This is a genomic window from Nocardia sp. MH4, from assembly GCF_019266065.1.
Classification (GTDB): Bacteria; Actinomycetota; Actinomycetes; order Mycobacteriales; family Mycobacteriaceae; genus Nocardia; species Nocardia canadensis.
Genome location: NZ_LPNR01000093.1, coordinates 1 through 16,591 on the forward strand (window position 1 = coordinate 1; position 16,591 = coordinate 16,591).

At 70.2% G+C, this 16,591-nt stretch carries 16 protein-coding genes; 5 read left to right on the top strand and 11 right to left on the bottom strand.

What is annotated here, in order from left to right; all coding sequences use genetic code 11:
• Positions 1 to 433: 433 nt before the first annotated feature.
• The 7 genes from tyrS to ATM97_RS12340 all read right to left on the bottom strand — a co-directional run bounded on the left by tyrS (position 434) and on the right by ATM97_RS12340 (position 7,284).
• Positions 434 to 1,720 carry a tyrosine--tRNA ligase gene (tyrS, locus tag ATM97_RS12310; protein ID WP_218718130.1) on the bottom strand — a complete coding sequence of 429 codons (1,287 nt, stop codon included), beginning with the start codon at positions 1,718 to 1,720 and terminating at the stop codon, positions 434 to 436.
• 70 nt (positions 1,721 to 1,790) lie between these two features.
• A complete protein-coding gene (locus ATM97_RS12315) occupies positions 1,791 to 2,666 on the bottom strand; it encodes an alpha/beta fold hydrolase (protein ID WP_255587627.1) in 876 nt (291 codons plus the stop codon).
• A 159-nt stretch (positions 2,667 to 2,825) separates the two neighbouring features.
• Positions 2,826 to 3,251: a DoxX family protein gene (locus ATM97_RS12320; RefSeq protein WP_218718131.1), complete on the bottom strand. Its 426-nt coding sequence runs from the start codon at positions 3,249 to 3,251 to the stop codon at positions 2,826 to 2,828.
• A gap of 73 nt (positions 3,252 to 3,324) precedes the next feature.
• The gene (locus ATM97_RS12325; RefSeq protein WP_218718132.1) at positions 3,325 to 3,957 is read right to left on the bottom strand and encodes a DNA-3-methyladenine glycosylase; all 633 of its coding nucleotides are present in this window, start codon (positions 3,955 to 3,957) and stop codon (positions 3,325 to 3,327) included.
• A 34-nt stretch (positions 3,958 to 3,991) separates the two neighbouring features.
• On the bottom strand, positions 3,992 to 5,140 hold the full coding sequence (locus ATM97_RS12330) for a low temperature requirement protein A (protein WP_218718133.1): 1,149 nt from the start codon (positions 5,138 to 5,140) through the stop codon (positions 3,992 to 3,994).
• Positions 5,141 to 5,194: 54 nt separating this feature from the next.
• Positions 5,195 to 6,073, bottom strand: coding sequence for an RNA polymerase sigma-70 factor (locus ATM97_RS12335; protein ID WP_218718134.1), 879 nt, complete (start codon positions 6,071 to 6,073; stop codon positions 5,195 to 5,197).
• Between the two features lie 32 nt (positions 6,074 to 6,105).
• Entirely contained in the window at positions 6,106 to 7,284 is a 1,179-nt protein-coding gene (locus ATM97_RS12340; RefSeq protein WP_218718135.1) for an NAD(P)/FAD-dependent oxidoreductase, read from the bottom strand.
• Positions 7,285 to 7,496: 212 nt separating this feature from the next.
• On the opposite strand from ATM97_RS12340, the gene ATM97_RS12345 reads away from it, so the two are divergent.
• The 4 genes from ATM97_RS12345 (at position 7,497) to ATM97_RS12360 (ending at position 11,231) form a co-directional block, all read left to right on the top strand.
• Entirely contained in the window at positions 7,497 to 9,017 is a 1,521-nt protein-coding gene (locus tag ATM97_RS12345; RefSeq protein WP_218718136.1) for a multicopper oxidase family protein, read from the top strand.
• Between the two features lie 73 nt (positions 9,018 to 9,090).
• Positions 9,091 to 9,825 (top strand): ABC transporter ATP-binding protein, encoded by a 735-nt coding sequence (locus ATM97_RS12350; RefSeq protein ID WP_218718137.1) that lies wholly within the window; start codon positions 9,091 to 9,093, stop codon positions 9,823 to 9,825.
• Complete coding sequence (locus ATM97_RS12355) at positions 9,822 to 10,586, top strand: ABC transporter permease (RefSeq protein WP_218718138.1); 765 nt, start codon at positions 9,822 to 9,824, stop codon at positions 10,584 to 10,586. The genes ATM97_RS12350 and ATM97_RS12355 overlap by 4 nt, the downstream gene beginning before the upstream one ends.
• A 21-nt stretch (positions 10,587 to 10,607) precedes the next feature.
• Positions 10,608 to 11,231: a TetR family transcriptional regulator gene (locus ATM97_RS12360; protein WP_218718139.1), complete on the top strand. Its 624-nt coding sequence runs from the start codon at positions 10,608 to 10,610 to the stop codon at positions 11,229 to 11,231.
• Here ATM97_RS12360 and ATM97_RS12365 read toward each other — a convergent pair.
• Positions 11,207 to 12,157, bottom strand: a complete 951-nt coding sequence (locus ATM97_RS12365; protein ID WP_218718140.1) for a LysR family transcriptional regulator — start codon at positions 12,155 to 12,157, stop codon at positions 11,207 to 11,209. The two genes, ATM97_RS12360 and ATM97_RS12365, sit on opposite strands and share 25 nt — an antisense overlap.
• A gap of 110 nt (positions 12,158 to 12,267) precedes the next feature.
• On the opposite strand from ATM97_RS12365, the gene ATM97_RS12370 reads away from it, so the two are divergent.
• Positions 12,268 to 13,485: an MFS transporter gene (locus ATM97_RS12370; protein ID WP_218718141.1), complete on the top strand. Its 1,218-nt coding sequence runs from the start codon at positions 12,268 to 12,270 to the stop codon at positions 13,483 to 13,485.
• Here ATM97_RS12370 and ATM97_RS12375 read toward each other — a convergent pair.
• From ATM97_RS12375 to ATM97_RS12385, 3 genes are read right to left on the bottom strand one after another with little or no spacing between them, the layout of a single operon-like run.
• Positions 13,469 to 13,693, bottom strand: coding sequence for a Trm112 family protein (locus tag ATM97_RS12375; RefSeq protein ID WP_218718142.1), 225 nt, complete (start codon positions 13,691 to 13,693; stop codon positions 13,469 to 13,471). The genes ATM97_RS12370 and ATM97_RS12375 overlap by 17 nt on opposite strands.
• 9 nt (positions 13,694 to 13,702) lie before the next feature.
• Positions 13,703 to 14,146, bottom strand: coding sequence for a GtrA family protein (locus ATM97_RS12380; RefSeq protein WP_218718143.1), 444 nt, complete (start codon positions 14,144 to 14,146; stop codon positions 13,703 to 13,705).
• A complete protein-coding gene (locus ATM97_RS12385) occupies positions 14,143 to 16,350 on the bottom strand; it encodes a hypothetical protein (protein ID WP_218718144.1) in 2,208 nt (735 codons plus the stop codon). Before ATM97_RS12385 ends, ATM97_RS12380 begins: the two co-directional genes overlap by 4 nt.
• Positions 16,351 to 16,591 lie beyond the last annotated feature (241 nt).

Sequence of the window (16,591 nt, forward strand, 5' to 3'; positions counted from 1 at the left end):
CCTCGTCAACCGGGGGGTATGAGAGGCCGGAACCAATAATAATATTGGCACTGACATTCATCGACACACTATTGAGTTCTCAAAGAACACACGCACAAGCAGAACCACCGGCTCTCGTCCGGATCTTCTGCAGGGCAACTGTTCCAGCCTAACTGTGCTTCCAGGCGATGTCAATCGTAACGCTGTTCACGCAGTCGAGGCAACGCCAGGCGCTCCCCGTCCTACCTCGTTGTCCCTTGCCCGCCGACCCTCTGGATCAGCGTCTCGGCTCCGGGTTGGTGTCCGTGTCGCTCTGACTTCCAATAAGTTACGCGCCGGAAAACGCTGCGTCAAATCGCCTGGACAGCAGGGCAACTGCGCTGGTCAGCGCCGTGTGTCCGGCCCACGCGCAGGCCTGAATCACACGGGTGTGACTCAGGCCTCCACCGCGAGATCAGGCTATGCGACGCACGCCGGCCATGTTCTTCTTGCCCCGGCGCAGCACCAGCCACTCGCCGTGCAGGTAGTCGGCGTCGGACGGGGTCCAGTCGATGTCGCCGATGCGCTCGTTGTTCACCGACGCACCGCCCTCGGTCACCACCCGCCGGGCCGCTCCCCTGCTCTCGGCCAGGCCGGAGGCGACGAGCAGGTCGACGATCGTGTTCGGTTCGCCGGGCACCACTTCGGCGACCTTGCCGTCGATCGCGGTCTCGCGCAGCGCGGCCCCCAGGGTGGACACCGGCAGGTCACGCAGTTCGCCGCGACCGAACAGGGCCTGGCTGGCCAGTTCCACCGCCGCGGTCTCGGCTTCGCCGTGCACCAGCGTCGTCATCTCGGCGGCCAGGCGCTTCTGGGCCTCGCGCGCGAACGGACGTTCGGCGGTGGCCTGCTCGAGCGCGTCGAGTTCCTCGCGGCTCAGGAAGGTGAACCAGCGCAGGTAGCGCACGACGTCGGCGTCGGCGGTGTTCACGAAGTACTGGTACCAGGCGTAGGGGCTGGTCAGCTCGGGGTCGAGCCAGAGGCTGCCGCCGCCGGTGGACTTGCCGAACTTCTTGCCGTCGGCCGAGGTCACCAGCGGCACGGTGAGCGCGTGCACGTGCGCGCCGTCGACGCGCCGGTTCAGCTCGACGCCGGCGATGATGTTGCCCCACTGGTCGGAGCCGCCGACCTGCAGCGTGCAGCCGTACTCGCGGCGCAGCTGCAGGTAGTCGTTGGCCTGCAGCAGCATGTAGCTGAACTCGGTGTAGGAGATACCCTCACCTTCCAGCCGCCGCTTGACGGTGTCGCGGGCCAGCATGACATTCACCGAGAAGTGCTTGCCGATGTCGCGCAAGAAGTCGACGGTCGACAGCGGACCGGTCCAGTCCATGTTGTTGGCGATGATCGCGCCGGTCGGCGAATCGTCGAGGTCGACGAAGCGCTCGAGCTGGGAGCGGATGCGGCCCGCCCATTCGGCGACGGTGTCGGTGGAGTTCATGGTGCGTTCGCCGACGTCGCGCGGGTCGCCGATCAGGCCCGTGGCACCACCGGCGAGGACGATCGGCCGGTGACCCGCGCGCTGGAAACGCTTCAGGGCGAGCAGCGGGACGAGGTGACCCGCGTGCAGGCTCGCCGCGGTGGGGTCGAAGCCGGCATACAGGGTCAGCGGCGCGGCGGCGGCCGCGGCTCGCAGTTCGTCCAGGTCGGTGGACTGCGCGATCAGGCCGCGCCAGGTCAGTTCGTCGAAGATGTCGCCGGTCACGGTGTTCCATCTTTCCGTACTCGTTCCGCCGCCCGCGCGCAGGTCGGGCGGTGTTCGCCGAGCGGGGCGCTCAGACCCGAGCCCGGGTGACCCAGGCGGTGAGGTCGGCCTCGACCTGGTCGCGGTCGACCTCGTTGAGCACCTCGTGCCGGGCGCCCTGGTAGATCCGGTAGGTGATGTCGGTGAGCCCGGCGTCGCGGTAGCGCTGGACGAGCAGGTCCGACAGCCGGGTGCCGTCGTTGAGCGGGTCCTGGTCGCCGACCATGACGTACACCGGCAGGTCGGAGCGCACGGTGCTCGGATCGGTCAGGCGCTGGTAGGCGGTGGTGGCCAGCAGCGCCATATTGGCGTCGTCGACCGCGAAGCCGCACCACGGGTCGGCGATGTAGGCGTCGACCTGAGCCTCGTCGCTGCTGATCCAGTCGGCGTCGGTGCGGGTCGGCTGGAAGCGCGCGTTGAAGAACGTGGTCAGGTCGCCGCCCGCGGCCACGATCGCGTCGAACAGCCCGTCCACCGCCGTCGAACCGCACAGCACGGCCTCGTCGACCAGGTCGGAGTGATCGAGCAGGTACTGCTGCACCGCGAAGGAGCCGAGGCTGTGCCCGAACAGGGTGAGCGGCAGACCGGGATGACGCTCGCGCAGCAGACCGGTCAGCGTCACCTGGTCGGCGACCAGCAGGTTCCAGCCGTCGGGGCCGAGCTGCCCGGGTTCGGAGAACATGCTGTATCCGTGACCACGATGGTCGGCGGCGTAGACCGCGTAGCCGAGGCCGGCGAGCGTGGCGGCGAGGTGGCTGTACCGGTCGGAATGCTCGCCCATCCCGTGCGCGATCTGCACGACGCCCACCGGTTCGGCAGCGGTGGGCGACCAGCTCCGGACGTGGATGGTGATGCCGTCGCTGCTGGTGAAGGTGAACACGAAGTCTCCTGCGAAAGGGGCGGGCATGTAGGCCTCGATCGTCGCATCGGAAGTGACCTGCGTCCCATAGGATTCGCCAACGAGTTCCGCGCCGAGACCTTGTGCCCGCGGACAACCCACCGTTGTCCGCGGACGCCGAAAATCGCCGGACCAGACGGTCCGGCGATACTCAGCGCGGTCGGCGACTCACCGCACCAGCGAGGTGAGGCTGCCGCGGCGCTCGTAGGCGATCCAGGCGAAGATCGCGGCCAGCGCCAGCGGGAAGATCGCCATCGAGGGCGCGTCGGCGATGAAGGCCTGAGTCGCGGCGGCGAGCACGGTGAGCACCGACAGTCCCGCGGCGGCCAGGGTGGCCAGCCGCGGCACCATCAGGCCGATGCCGCCGGCCACTTCGGCGACGCCGATGAAGATGAGCAGCCCCATCGGGATGGTCAGGTTGGCGGGGGCGTTGTCCATCAACAGGTGCGGGATGACCAGCTTCGGCCCGCCCGAGGCGATGATGAAGAACAGGCCGAGCACGACCTGCAGGGTCCACAGGACGCGGTTGCGGATCTTGCCGGGGCGGTAGGCGGTGCTGGAGAAGGTCGCGGAAGCGGTGGCGGTGGTGGTCATTTCGTGTCCTCCGGGTCGGTCGCGCTCGGTGGGTAGCGCGTTCACCAGATAGGACGGACCGGTTCCGCGGAATTCATCGCCCCCGGGAAGAATTTTTCGGCGCGAGTTCGGGAGCGCGTGGACTGCGGCGGTAGACCGACACCGCCGCCGACGGCAACCAGAACCGCCACGGCACCTCGGCGGCGACACTCACCCCGACGCGCGGACCCGCCTCGATCCGCGCCGCCGCGACCGGTTCGGCCAGGTGCAGCCGGATCTCGGCGAAGGGATCGAACAGCTCGGTTCCGTAGTCGGCCAGGCTGATTCCGAGCGCGCTGCCGACATTGCCCGGTCCGCGCGCCAGATCGGCGTCGCTGCGGGCCGCGGGTCGCCGTTGGCGAGCGATCTCCCCGCCGGCGACCACCTCCCCCGCCCGGACCAGCACCGCGCCGGCGATTCCGTCGAAGCCGGTGGTCACGTTGACGCACAGGTGGATTCCGTAGGAGCGGTACACGTAGAGCCGCCCGGCGGGGCCGAACATCACCGCGTTGCGGGCGGTCGGCCCCGGCCAGGAATGGGCGGCCGGATCGGGCCACGGGCCTGCCGGATCGCTGCCGTAGGCCTCGACCTCGACGATGCGCAGCGACACCGGCCCGGACGACAGGGTCGCGCCGAGCAGCCTGCGCGCGGCGGTGGGTGGATCGACGGCCAGTTCCTGAGCGGACACGACCGCCATTGTCACCCATCCCGGCGCGGGCGGGTCAGGCGTAGGCGCTGTGCTGACCCGCGCGCAGAATGCGCCGGTCGTCGAGGATGACGACCGCGTAGGCGAGGGTGACCAGCGCGGCGAGCTGCACCCACGCGACCGTGTACACCCCGATCGGCGCGGTCGCGGCGACCACGACGGCCCCGATCAGCCTGGCGCGGGCACCGGCCAGGCCGAGCGTCGCGCGGAACCAGGCCTGGCCGGCGAAGTAGAGCGCGACACCGCCGGACAGCGCGCCCGCCGCACCCCAGCCCACCGGCTCGTCGCCGTGCGCGATGCTCAGCGCGATGCCCGCCGAGGTCAGGATGACGCCGATCAGCAGCGGGTAGTAGGCGTAGTCGTAGGCGACCAGGGCCGGGCGAACCCGTTCGGTCTCCGGGCGTGCGGCCAGGGCGTGTTCGCCGCGTTCGTCGTCGAAGCCGAAGTAGGCCCACCACAGCACGTACGCGAGCGCCAGACCGAGGGCGACCATCGCCATCAGCCCGACCGTGATCGGCTCCTCGGCCAAGCCGACACCGAGCGCGACGATCGACTCACCGAGCGCGACGATGATCACCAGTCCGTGCCGTTCGCAGAAGTGCGAGGCGCGCACCACGAATCCGCCGGCGTCGACCAGGTACGGGCTGAGGATCTGCACCGCGAACGCCGCCGCCCACAGCAGGTACTGCACCGGCGGATGGGTGAATCCGCCGCCGAGGACGAGCGCGGCCGACAGCGCGTTCAGCGGCCCGATCCGCCGGATCGCCAGGCTCGCCGACGCGCCTCCCGCGGAGGCGAACATCGCCGTGTGGATCGCGGTCACCAGCGCGTACCCCACGCCGAACGCGATCCCCGTGCCGTGGAAGGCATCCGGCACGGCGAGCACGAGCACGAAGAACGCCGACATGCCGACCAGCAACCAGGTGCGGCGCGAGGAACTGCTCGGCGCGACCTCGTTGGTCAACCACACGTACCCGCCGTACATCCACCAGATCACCCCGAACATCAACGCCACCTGCAGCAGCGCCTCCCAGTTCGGGTGGTGCACGAAGACATGGGTCAGCTGGGTGATGGTGAAGACGAAGACGAGATCGAAGAACAGTTCGAGGGTGGAGACCCGCACCTGCCCGCCGTCGAGGCTGGGCGCCGGAGATGTATCTGTCACCGGCGAATAGTAGGTCGGCGGCGGGAGCGCCGCGCGGCATGGCGACCGGTCGGTTCAGCCGAGCAGCTCGGTGCCGCGGTAGAGCCCGGCCAGCTTGCCCGGGTTGACCTGGAAGCGCAGATTCTGGATGCGTCCGTCGACGAGGTCGAAGGTGAAGGCGGCGCCGGGGTTGCCGCCGAAGGAGGCGAGCGTGCCGAGTTCGCCGTTGATCTCGGCGGCGCTGAGTTCGGCACCCGCCGAGGACGGTTTGGCCAGCACGCCGAGAATCCAGCGGGCGACGTGGTCCGGGCCGTAGAGCGGCCTGCGCGCCGCGGTGACCACGCCACCACCGTCGGACCAGCAGGTCACGTCGGGGGCCAGCAGGTCCATCAGCGCGTTCAGGTCGCCGCCCGCGCAGGCGGCCATGAACCTCTCGGTGATGTGGGCGCGCGCGGCCTTGTCGGTATCGAAGCGCGGACGCCGCGACTGCACGTGGTTCTTGGCGCGGTGCGCGATCTGGCGCACGCTCGCCTCGGAACGGTCCAGGGCCTCGGCGATCTCGGCGTGCGAGTAGCCGAAGACCTCGCGCAGCAGGAAGACCGCGCGTTCGACGGGGGTCAGGGTTTCCAGGACCACCAGCATCGCGGTGGAGACGGTGTCGGCCAAAGCGGTGTCCTCGGCGATGTCGGGTGAGGTCAGCACCGGCTCGGGCAACCAGGGGCCGACGTAGGTCTCGCGGGTCACCCTGGCGGAGGTGAGCCGGTTCAGCGACAGGTTGGTGACCGTGCGGACCAGGTACGCCTTCGGGTGCTCGACGGCGGCGCGATCGGTGGCGTTCCACTTGATCCACGCGTCCTGCAGGATGTCCTCGGCATCGGTGACGGTGCCGAGCATGCGGTAGGCGGTCGAGAACAGCAGCCTGCGGTGCTCGAGGAAGGGATCCTGGTCTGGCATGGGGTCAACCATGGCATGCTCGCTCGGTTCGCTCACGCGGTGGCGCGAGTCGCCTTGCCGCCCTTGGACAGCTGGACGTTCATGATCATCTTCCGGCTGGCCTTGAACGTCGGGACGGGGCTGCTGCTGACCATCTGCTTGTAGGTCCGGGCGGCCCAGCCGGTCAGGTAGAACCGGCGCGGGGTGTCGTCGGCGTTGGTGAACTGGATGACCGCGTCGCGGCGGCCCAGGCTCACCGGCTGGTGGAAGTAGCCGAACCGGAACGGCCGCACCTTCTTGCCGCGCAGCTCGGCGGCGATCGCGTCGGCCGTGTAGGCGGCGGTGGGCAGGCCGCTCTGGCAGGTGCCGTGGATCTGTCCCCAGGCCTGGTGGATCGCGGCGGCGTCACCGATCGCGTGAACCGTGGGGTGCGACAGCGACTTCAGGGTGGGGTCGACGACGATCAGGCCGCGCTCGTCGGTCGCGATGCCCGCCTCGGCGGCCAGCGGCGAGACCCGCACGCCACTTGTCCACAGGGTGAGATCGGCCTCGACCCTGGTGCCGTCGGCGAGCTCGACCGCGTCGGGCAGCACCTTGGTGACGCGCAGGCCGGTCGCGCGCACGATGCCGAGCCGGTCCATCACCCTGTTCAGGTGGGCACGCGCCTGCTGCCCCATCATGGCGCCCGGCTCGGACGAGCTGATCAGGGTCACACGCAGGCCCGGGTGGCTCTCGGCGATCTCGGTGGCCGCCTCGATGCCGGTCAGGCCGCCGCCGCACACCGTCACCGCACCGCCGGTCGCGGCGAGCGCGGTGAGTTCGCCGGCGAATTCGTGCGCCAGGCGAGGATCGTTCAGGGTCCAGGCGTGCTCGGCGACACCGGGGACGGTGGTGGTGTCGGTGGTGCTGCCCAGGGCGTAGACCAGTTCGTCGTAGGCGAGCTCGCCGATGCCCTCGACGTGTACACGGCGCGCGTCCGGGTCGACGGCGATCGCCCGGCCCTGCACGAAATCGATCCCGGTGCCGGCGAGCAGATCCGGGATGTGGTGGTTCGCCAGTTCCTGACCGGCGGCGATCTGGTGCATCCGCAGCCGCTCGGTGAACCGCGCCGACGGGTTGACCAGGGTGATCGCGACGTCGAGCTTGCGGGTCCGCCGGGCAAGGCGGATCGCGGCCAGCATGCCGGTGTAGCCGGCGCCGAGGACGACGATGCGGTGCGTGGTTGTGTTCATTGCGGTGCTCCTTGTCGGTGGGATGTCGATAGGACAAACGACCTCGCAGGAACGTGACACCTCGTCTTTGTGACTCACATCACACAACCTGCCGGGGACCCGGAAATCCACGGTGACCAGCCCGGATGTCGATCCGATCAGGGTGCGAGCCAGGGTCGGGTGGGGGAATCATCCCGATGTGCGCGCCCCGGCACCGTCCCTACCGTCGGGACATGGCTTCCCCTTCTCGCCCCGGCCGCGTGCGCCGGATACTGCTCGGCGCGGGCGCGCTCGCCCTCACCCTGGTGCTCGCGATCGCCGGGCTGGTGACCTGGACCTGGGCCCGTGCCGACGTCTCCACCGTCGGCACCACGGAATTCGCGCGGCCGCTGGCGATCCCCCCGCTGGCACCCTCGACCGTCGACCCGGACGGCGCCCGGGTGTTCGCCCTCGACATGCGTTCCGGCACCACCGAATTCGAGCCCGGCCGGTCGACCGAGACCTGGGGATTCAACGGCAGCTACCTCGGCCCGACCCTGCGCGCGGCGCGCGGCGAGCAGGTGCGGGTCCGCGTGCGCAACCAGCTGCCCGAGGCGTCGACGGTGCACTGGCACGGCATGCACCTACCGGCGAAGATGGACGGCGGACCGCACCAGATGGTCGACGCGGGCCAGACGTGGACACCGGAATGGACTGTCGCGCAACCGGCTTCGACGCTGTGGTACCACCCGCACCCGCACGGCGCGACCGAGGATCACGTCCGCCGCGGCCTGGCGGGCCTGTTCCTCGTCGACGACGACGCGGCGACCGCCCTGCCGCTGCCGGACGCCTACGGCGTCGACGACATCCCGGTGATCGTGCAGGATATCCGCCTGCGCGGCGACCGCTTCGACGGCAGCCACGCGACCTTCCGCGATGTCGGCTTCCTCGGTGATCGACTGCTGGTCAACGGCACCCTCGCGCCGTACCAGGAGGTCGGCGACGAGCTGGTCCGGCTGCGCCTGCTCAACGCTTCGACCGCGCGGATCTACAACTTCGCCTTCCGCGACAGCAAGCGGTTCTCGCTGATCGCCTCCGACGGCGGCCTCCTCGAACGTCCGGAAACGATGACGGCCGTGCGCCTTTCGCCGGGCGAGCGCGCCGAGATCGTGGTGCGGATGCACCCGGGTGAGCGCGCGGTGCTGCGCAGCGAGCAACTCGACGTCGGCCTGGACTTCTGGACCAACCGGTTCTCCGGGGGCGACGACCGGTTCGACGTCCTCGAGCTCAGAGCCGCCGACGCGCTGCGCCCCTCCCCCGCGCTGCCCGACACCCTCGTCCCGCCGTCGACGCCGGACGGCTCCGACACCGCGGTGGAGCGCCACTTCGATCTCACCCTCGCCGGCATCAACGGCGCGCCGATGGCGATGGACCGCGTCGACGCGACCGTCACCCGCGGCACGACCGAGAAATGGGTGGTCCGCAATGCCGACGGGATGCCGCACAACTTCCACGTCCACGACGTGCAGTTCCGGGTGCTCGACTACGCGGGCGCCCCGCCGCCGCCCGAGCTGACCGGCGCCAAGGACACGATCTTCCTCCCGCCGAACACCACCGCGACGCTGGCGCTGCGCTTCGACGGACCCGCCGACCCAGACACGCCGTACATGTATCACTGCCATCTGCTCTGGCACGAGGACCTGGGCATGATGGGCCAGTTCGTGGTCGTCGAGCCTGGTCAACAGGCCGGGACACCCCCTCGACACGCGCACTGACCCTTGTCCCGCCGACAGGGTCGCGCTAAATTCATCACGTAGTGAATTCAACACTCGATGAATTGAGGCGACCATGTCGCACCCCGCTCCGCCACCGACCGCGATCCGGGTCGACGGACTCACCGTCACTCGCGGAAAACGCACCGTCCTGCACGGGCTCACCCTCGACATCCCGCGCGGCTCGATCACCGGCCTGCTCGGCCCGTCCGGCTGCGGCAAGACCACCCTGATGCGCAGCGTCGTCGGCACACAGATCATCGAATCGGGCAGCGTCACCGTGCTCGGCGAACCGGCGGGCAGCGCCGGGCTGCGGCGCCGGGTCGGCTACGTCACCCAGGCGCCGAGCATCTACGCCGACATCAGCGTCCGCGAGAACGTCGGCTATTACGCCGCGCTCTACGGCCGCGACCGCGACGACGTCGAATCCGCGCTCACCGCAGTCGGTTTGGGCGAGTACGCCGATCAGCTCGGCGACCAGCTCTCGGGCGGGCAGCAGACCAGGGCGTCGCTGGCCTGCGCGCTGGTCGGCAGACCGGAGCTGCTGGTCCTGGACGAACCGACCGTCGGGCTCGACCCGGTGCTGCGGGTGGAGCTGTGGAAGCAGTTCCGCGAATTGGCCGCGGCGGGAACGACCCTGCTCGTCTCGAGTCACGTGATGGACGAGGCCGACCACTGCGATCGGCTACTGCTGATGCGCGACGGCCACCTGCTCGCCCAGCTCAGCCCCGACGAACTGCGTGAACGCACCGAGGAACAGAACCTCGAGACCGCCTTCCTCACCCTGATCACGATGGGAGAGCGCGCATGAGTACCACCCTGCGCCCCTATACCGCCACCACCGGCCGGATCCTGCGGCAGCTGCGCAACGATCACCGCACCGTGGCGATGATCCTGGTGGTCCCGGCGCTGCTGATGACGTTGCTGTACTTCATCTATCAGGACGCCCCGGGCCCGCCGCACGCCCCGCTGACGATCTTCGACCGGGTCGGCATCACCATGCTCGGCATCCTGCCGTTCATCGTCATGTTCCTGATCACCGCCATCGCGATGCAGCGCGAACGCACCTCGGGCACGCTCGAGCGTCTGCTCACCACCCCGTTGCGCAAGCTCGACCTGCTGGCGGGCTACGGCAGTGCCTTCTCGCTGGCCGCCGCCGCGCAGGCCGCCGTCGCCTGCCTGGTCGCGTTCTGGCTGCTCGGGATGAACGCGGCGGGCAATCCCGGCTGGGTCATGCTCATCGCCATGGTCGACGCGGTCTGCGGGGTGGCGCTGGGCCTGCTGGCCAGCGCATTCGCGCGCACCGAGTTCCAGGCCGTGCAGTTCATGCCGGTGGTCGTGGCCCCGCAGATCTTCCTGTGCGGCTTGCTCGTTCCGCGCGATCGGCTGCCCGACTGGCTGGAGGCGATCAGCAATGTGATGCCGTTGAGCTATGCGGTGGACGCGCTGCAGCAGGTATCGCTGCATCCGGAGCCGACCGCGACCATGTGGGTGGACATCGCGATCGTCGCCGGGTTCGCGGTGGTCGCCCTGTGCCTGGGCGCGGCTACCCTGCGTCGACGGACCCCCTGACGGACGAGGAGACACGGATCCATGAGTGACGGCGAATCCGGTACGGGCCCAGCGCGCTCCGGTCGGACCGGGCGCAGGCCCGGCAATACCGATACCCGCGCGGCGATTCTCGACGCGGCCCGGATCCGGTTCGCCGACACCGGTTTCGACAAGACCTCGATCCGGGCGATCGCCGGCGACGCCGATGTCGATCCCGCCCTGGTGCACCACTATTTCGGCACCAAGCAGCAGTTGTTCGCCGCCGTCGTGGCGTTCCCTGCCGACCCGGAGGCGACGTTGGCCGCGGTCGATCGCGCGCCGCTGGACGAGCTCGGGCCGACGATCGTGCGCGCGGTGGTCGGGGTGTGGGACTCCCCCGCCGGGCCGGGCATCGTGGCCATGGTGCGCAGCATCTTCGGCGGCGGCGAGACGAATCTGGCCCGAACGTTCCTGCTCCAGGTGGTGCTCGAGCGGGTGCGCGTGCGGATCGCCACCCCCACCGACGACGGCCGCGCGCGGGTGGCGCTGGCGGCGTCGCAGATGGTCGGATTGCTCACCGCCCGCAAGATCGTCGACATCGAGCCGCTGGCCTCGATGCCGATCGACGAGGTCGTCGCCGCGGTCGGTCCCACGGTGCAGCGCTACCTGACCGGCGAGATCCGGTGAGGCAGGCTTTCGGCGGGCGCCCACGGCGGTAGCCAGCGGTCGGCCGGTTCGGCGGGGCGGTCGCGGGCGAGATGGTCGAGCAGGGTGGACACGGCCGGATGCTGGTCGTCGGCGCGCACGCAGACCGACCAGGGGTAGCAGGGGGTCGGGTCGGTCAGCTCGATGCGGCGCAGGGTGCGGCGCGATCCGGCGTCGATGCGGGTGTCGACGCCGATCAGAGTCGCGGTCCGTGGGTCGTCGCCGATCGTGTCGAGGAGGTGCTCCATCCCGAAATTTGGTCCGGCGCAGTCGATGTCGAGGGCGAAGTCGGCGGTCAGGTCGCGGTAGTAGGCGTCCCATTCGGTGCCGGGCGCCAAACCCGGCATCCACAGGCGCACCTCGCGCAGTTCGGCCAGCCGGATCGAATGCCGTTCGGCCAGAGGATGTTCCGAGCCGACGAGCAGCTGCAGCGGTTCGTCGTAGACCCGGCGGGCGAGGACGGACTCCGGTAGCGGCGTCGCGACCGCCAGCAGCGCCGCGTCGATCTCGCCGTCCGCGACCGCCCGCAGGGCGGCGTCCCCGCGCAGGGTCAGCACGTCGAGTTGCACGGCGGGATGGGCGTGATGAAAACGCCGCAACAGGGCGGCCGAACCGACCCGGGTGGCGATGACGTCGACGCGCAGCGGTCGCGTCGGCGGCCGCAGCGCTGCCTCCGCGCGGCGGCAGGCCAGCAGGATTTCGCGGGCGTGCGGCAGCAGCATCCGGCCGGTCGCGGTCAGCTCGGCGCCGTGCGGAGTGCGGCGGAACAGCTGGGTGCCGTACTCGGCCTCGAGGCCCGCGATGCGCTTGGACACCGCCTGCTGACTGATGCCGAGATCGGCCGCGGCCTCCTGGAACTGCCCGGTGTCGACGACGGCGACGAAGGTGGCGACGGCTCGGAAATCCACGGCACCCACCCTAGACAGGCGCGCGGACTTCGGCGGACAACCGCGGGTTGTGCGCATCGCGCGCTGCGGTTGTTTGATCGGCTGGGGTGCGCGGTGATTCGGTGTCGGGCATGCGTAGCACCGCCGTCTGGGCGCCTCGACTCGGCCGCGATTTCACCCGGCTGTGGACCTCGTTCGGGGTCAGTGCCCTCGGCAGCCGGATCGCGATGGATTCGTTCGCCCTGCTCGCGGTGACGCAGCTGCGGGCCGGGGCTTTCGCGGTGGCCGCGCTGGCCGCGATCGGGCCCGCGGCGGGCGCGGTGCTGGCGGCGCCGCTGGGTGGCTGGGCCGAACGCGCGCCCAAGCGCGCGGTGCTGATCGGCGCCGATCTGGTGCGGTGCGCGGTGCTGGCGAGCGTGGCCGTGGCGTGGTGGCTGGGGATGCTCGGGTACGGGCTGCTGGTGGTGGTCGCGGCTGTCACCGCCGCGGCGACGATCGTGTTCACCGCCGCGCGTGGTGCGCTGCTGCGCGCGGTGGCGCCGCCGGAGCTGCTGCTGTCGGCCAACAGCAGGCTCGAGGCGACACAGTGGGCGGTCACCGCGACCGGGCCGCCCGTCGGCGGGGTGCTGTTCGGAATCTTCGGGCCGGTGATCGCGGTGGTGATCGACGCGGTCAGCTATCTCGGGTCGGCCTGGGCGCTGGCCGGGATCCGGGCCCGCGAGTCGGTCGCGGCCGGGTCGGCGGTCGTCGGCGGGACCGGGGCGGGCCTGCGGATCATCCGCGCGGATCCGGCGCTGCGCCGGCTGTGCGTGCACACCTGCCTGGTCAGCGGGTTGATCATGGGCAGCGCGCCCGTGCTGACGGTGCTGCTCATCCGCGATCTCGGCTTCGCGACCTGGCAGTACGGCATCGTCTTGGGGCTGCCGTGTCTCGGCGGTCTCGCGGCGACCCGGCTGACCGGGCCGCTGGTGCGCCGGGTCGGCGCGGCCGCGGTCCTGCGCGGTGCGGGGATCGCGCGGGTCGGCGCGTCGATCTTTCTGGCGTGGACACCGCCCGGCGTGGCGGGGATGGTCGTCGTGCTGGTGATCCAGACCTGGATCGTGGCGGCGATGGCGGTGTTCACCCCGGTGTTCGCGACCTACCGGCTGGAACGGATCGCACCGGGGGTCACCACCCGCGTGCTGACCGCCTGGACCGTCACCAACAGCGCGGTCGTCGCCCTGTCGACGGTGGCGATCGGGGTACTCGCGCAGGTGTGGGGTGGACGAGCGGCGCTGCTGCTGACCGGGATCGCGCTGATCGCCGGGGCCGCGGCGCTGTTCGCCGTTCCGCTCAGGACTGAGCGGTGAAGAACTCGTGTTCGGCGTCGCTCACGTCGCGCGCCTCGTCGATCAGCAGTACCGGGATGCCGTTGTCGATCGGGTAGGCGCGGCGCAGGCGCGGGTTGTAGAGCACGCTCGCGTCCGCTTCGGTGCGCACCAGCTGCAGCGGGCCCTTGTCCTGGGGGCAGGCCAGCAGGCCGAGCAGGGTTGCGTCGAGGGTGGATTCGTGCGCCATGTCCCTAACCTACCGCGCCCGCCGGAACGAGATGTAGCGGTGCCCGAAGAAGCTGAGCACCGCGACCAGACCCATCACGATCACCGAGGCGGGCGCGGCCGGGAACCCCAAGGCCGTCACGGCCACCTCGACCAGGATCACGTTGAGGACCAATCCGCCCGCGTTCACCCCGCAGAAGGCGACGAAGTCACGCAGCAGGTGCCCGCGCACCCGGAACACCAGCGTCCGGTGCAGCACGAAGGCGACGACCGTGCTCACCGCGTACGCGGCGACGACCGCCAGACCGGGCCTGCCGTCGCCGAGCACGCCCAGCCAGAACACGGCCAGCGCCATGCCGAGCAGGGTGTTGAACCCGCCGACGATCGCGAACGCCAGCTCCTGACGCTTGACGATCCGCAGCAGCGGGCCCGGCGTCTCGAGCACGCCGCCGGCCGACGCCGCCTCGGTGGTCATCGCACCGCGTCCGCGAGCTCGGCGTCCTCGGTCGGGATCGACTCGGCCGTGGGCGCGTCCGGTTCGTCCTCGGGCTTGCGTCCGCGCACGTAGAGCCACTGGAACAGCCCGAGGCCGAGCAACCCGAGCGCGATGGCGGCGCCGCCGATCTTCCAGCCCGGCGGACGCCAGGTCAGCTCGAGGTCGCCGTTGCGGGTGCCTGCCGGGATGTCGACCGCGACGAAGCTCTTGGCGACGACCTTGAACGGCACGTCCTTGCCGTCGATGCTCACCCGGTAGCCCGGCCAGCCCAGCCGGGCGAACACCACCCGGCCGCCGTTGTCGGAACTGACCCGGACCCGGCTGGTGGTGTCGGTCTCCGACACCGAGACCGCGGTACCGCCCTCGACCGCGGAGACGCGGCCGTTGCGGGTGGAGATCAGACCGTTCTCGCGTTCGAGCACCGCGATGTACTTCTCGTGGCCCGGGTAGTCGACCCACTTCCAGCCCGTGGGAGCTTCCTGGGCGCGCGCGTCCGGGTAGAGCGCGCGCTGCAGGACGACACGGTCGACGTTCATCAGGTCGACGATGGTCTTGCCGGTCGACGGCTCGACCGCGAACGCACGCCGGTACGCGTCGGGGCAGACGCTGGTGTCCCAGCGCATGCAGAGCATGTCGCCGAACCAGTAGTGCCCGTTGGGGGTGTAGCCGCTGACGTAGGTGAGCTCGAGATCCTTGGCGTAGTTGCCGAACACCAGCGAGCCGTAGGCGCCGTCGAGCGTGCGTTCCCCCGGCTGGATCAGCGCGCGATCACCCAACTGCAGGGTGGTGCCCGCGAAGTCGGGGAACGCCGCCATGGCCGCGGCGCGGTCGCTGGGCAGGTTCCAGCTCATCGGCGTCGGTTGCGCCCGGTCGACCTGGAAGTAGGCGATCGGGAAGACCGCGACGATCGCCAGCGCGACCGCCGCCGAGGTGCCCCTGTTCACCGCCAGCCACACCACGCCCGCGCCGAGCGCGGCCAGCACCAGCGCGGCGCCGATGTGGACCAGCCAGTTGTGCGGGTCGGCCGAGAACGAGCGCACCCACAGCAGCCCGATCAGCACCGCCGCGGCGATGCCGCGCGAACGCCAGTCCTTGAAGGTGGCGAACCGTCCGAGCAGCACGCAGACCAGCAGCAGCAGACCCAGCGCCACCATCGGCAGCACGCGCGCCGGCCAGCGCAGCGGGCCGATCGTGCCGGGGCCGGCGGTCCACATCAGCGCCGCGATCGCGAACAGCGCGATACCGCTGAGCTCGCGCCAGGCGGCCCGCGCCCGGCCCCAGTCGATGAACGCCAGCGCCGGGATCAGGAACCAGGCGATGTAGACCACCGGCAGCGGCTGCACATAGCCCCACCACGAGGTGAAGGCGGGCAGCGTCGAAGGCAGGCTCGCGTTCAGCGATTCCGACCACGGCACGGTGAGGAACTGGTCGTTGTTGATCTGGGCGGTACCGCGCCAGGTCACCTTCGCCGACAGCATGGACGGCAGATACGTCGCCAGCCCGGCGAGCGCGGCCAGTCCGGAGACCATCAGCAGCTTCAGCGGGGGCCGCCAGGCCTTCTGGTAGATCAGCTCGCCCACCGCGACAGCGCCGATCATCAGACCGGCCTCGACCGCGGGGAAGATGTACTGCACCGAGATCGCCAGGTACAGGTAGACGAACACCGGGATCGGCCCGCCCCGGCCCCGCGCGTAGCGCACGCCCGAGGCCCACGCGTGCACCATCCAGGCGGTGCCGGTGAACGCGGTCATCCAGCTGGCCTCGTCGAAGAACAGCAGCCACCCGGTGAACGGGATCGAGACGCCGGCCAGCGCGGCCCACTGCACCTTCGCGCCGTAGGCCAGGCAGATCCGGTAGACGCCGAGGCCGAGGATGATCGCGAAGATCAGCTTCACCACGGTCGCGTACAGCACGAGATTGTCCACCGAGGGCGCGATCAGATCGATCAGCAACTGCGGCGGATTCAGCAGTCCCGCTTCCTCGATCGCGTAGTTTCCGGCCATCCAGTGCTCGGGCACCATCACCGGCAGATCGCCGTCGCGCAGCCGCCTGCCGAGCATCACCCACAGCGGCACGTACTGGGATTCGGTGTCGTCGGTGTAGAAGTGTCTGGCGTTGGCCAGCAGAACCGCGCCGAAGCCCGCGATCACTCCGAGGGAGGTGATCAAGCCCCACAGGTACACGGCACGACGGGGAGGGGTTCTACTTTCCACCACGAGGACCAGACCCTACAGGCAAGCGACCACATCGGCACCGTCGCACGGGGCTTGGACCGGGTGTCCCCGATCGCCCCTGGCCACACCACGAGGTGTCGCATTCCGGTGTTAAAGTGCGCACCACCGCAGGAGTCTCTGCTGTCCTCGGCGCCCGCCGCCAAAAACACACGAAAGTCGACGATGCCGCTTCCTCCCGCACCCTCGTCCC

Bases quoted from the DNA above. Each gene is read 5' to 3' on its own strand.
- ATM97_RS12350 (WP_218718137.1), top strand. From the start codon at position 9,091: ATGTCGCACCCCGCTCCGCCACCGACCGCGATCCGGGTCGACGGACTC.
- ATM97_RS12355 (WP_218718138.1), top strand. From the start codon at position 9,822: ATGAGTACCACCCTGCGCCCCTATACCGCCACCACCGGCCGGATCCTG.
- ATM97_RS12360 (WP_218718139.1), top strand. From the start codon at position 10,608: ATGAGTGACGGCGAATCCGGTACGGGCCCAGCGCGCTCCGGTCGGACC.
- ATM97_RS12320 (WP_218718131.1), bottom strand. From the start codon at position 3,251: ATGACCACCACCGCCACCGCTTCCGCGACCTTCTCCAGCACCGCCTAC.
- ATM97_RS12345 (WP_218718136.1), top strand. From the start codon at position 7,497: ATGGCTTCCCCTTCTCGCCCCGGCCGCGTGCGCCGGATACTGCTCGGC.
- ATM97_RS12375 (WP_218718142.1), bottom strand. From the start codon at position 13,693: ATGGCGCACGAATCCACCCTCGACGCAACCCTGCTCGGCCTGCTGGCC.
- ATM97_RS12335 (WP_218718134.1), bottom strand. From the start codon at position 6,073: ATGCCAGACCAGGATCCCTTCCTCGAGCACCGCAGGCTGCTGTTCTCG.
- ATM97_RS12340 (WP_218718135.1), bottom strand. From the start codon at position 7,284: ATGAACACAACCACGCACCGCATCGTCGTCCTCGGCGCCGGCTACACC.
- ATM97_RS12315 (WP_255587627.1), bottom strand. From the start codon at position 2,666: ATGCCCGCCCCTTTCGCAGGAGACTTCGTGTTCACCTTCACCAGCAGC.
- ATM97_RS12380 (WP_218718143.1), bottom strand. From the start codon at position 14,146: ATGACCACCGAGGCGGCGTCGGCCGGCGGCGTGCTCGAGACGCCGGGC.
- ATM97_RS12370 (WP_218718141.1), top strand. From the start codon at position 12,268: ATGCGTAGCACCGCCGTCTGGGCGCCTCGACTCGGCCGCGATTTCACC.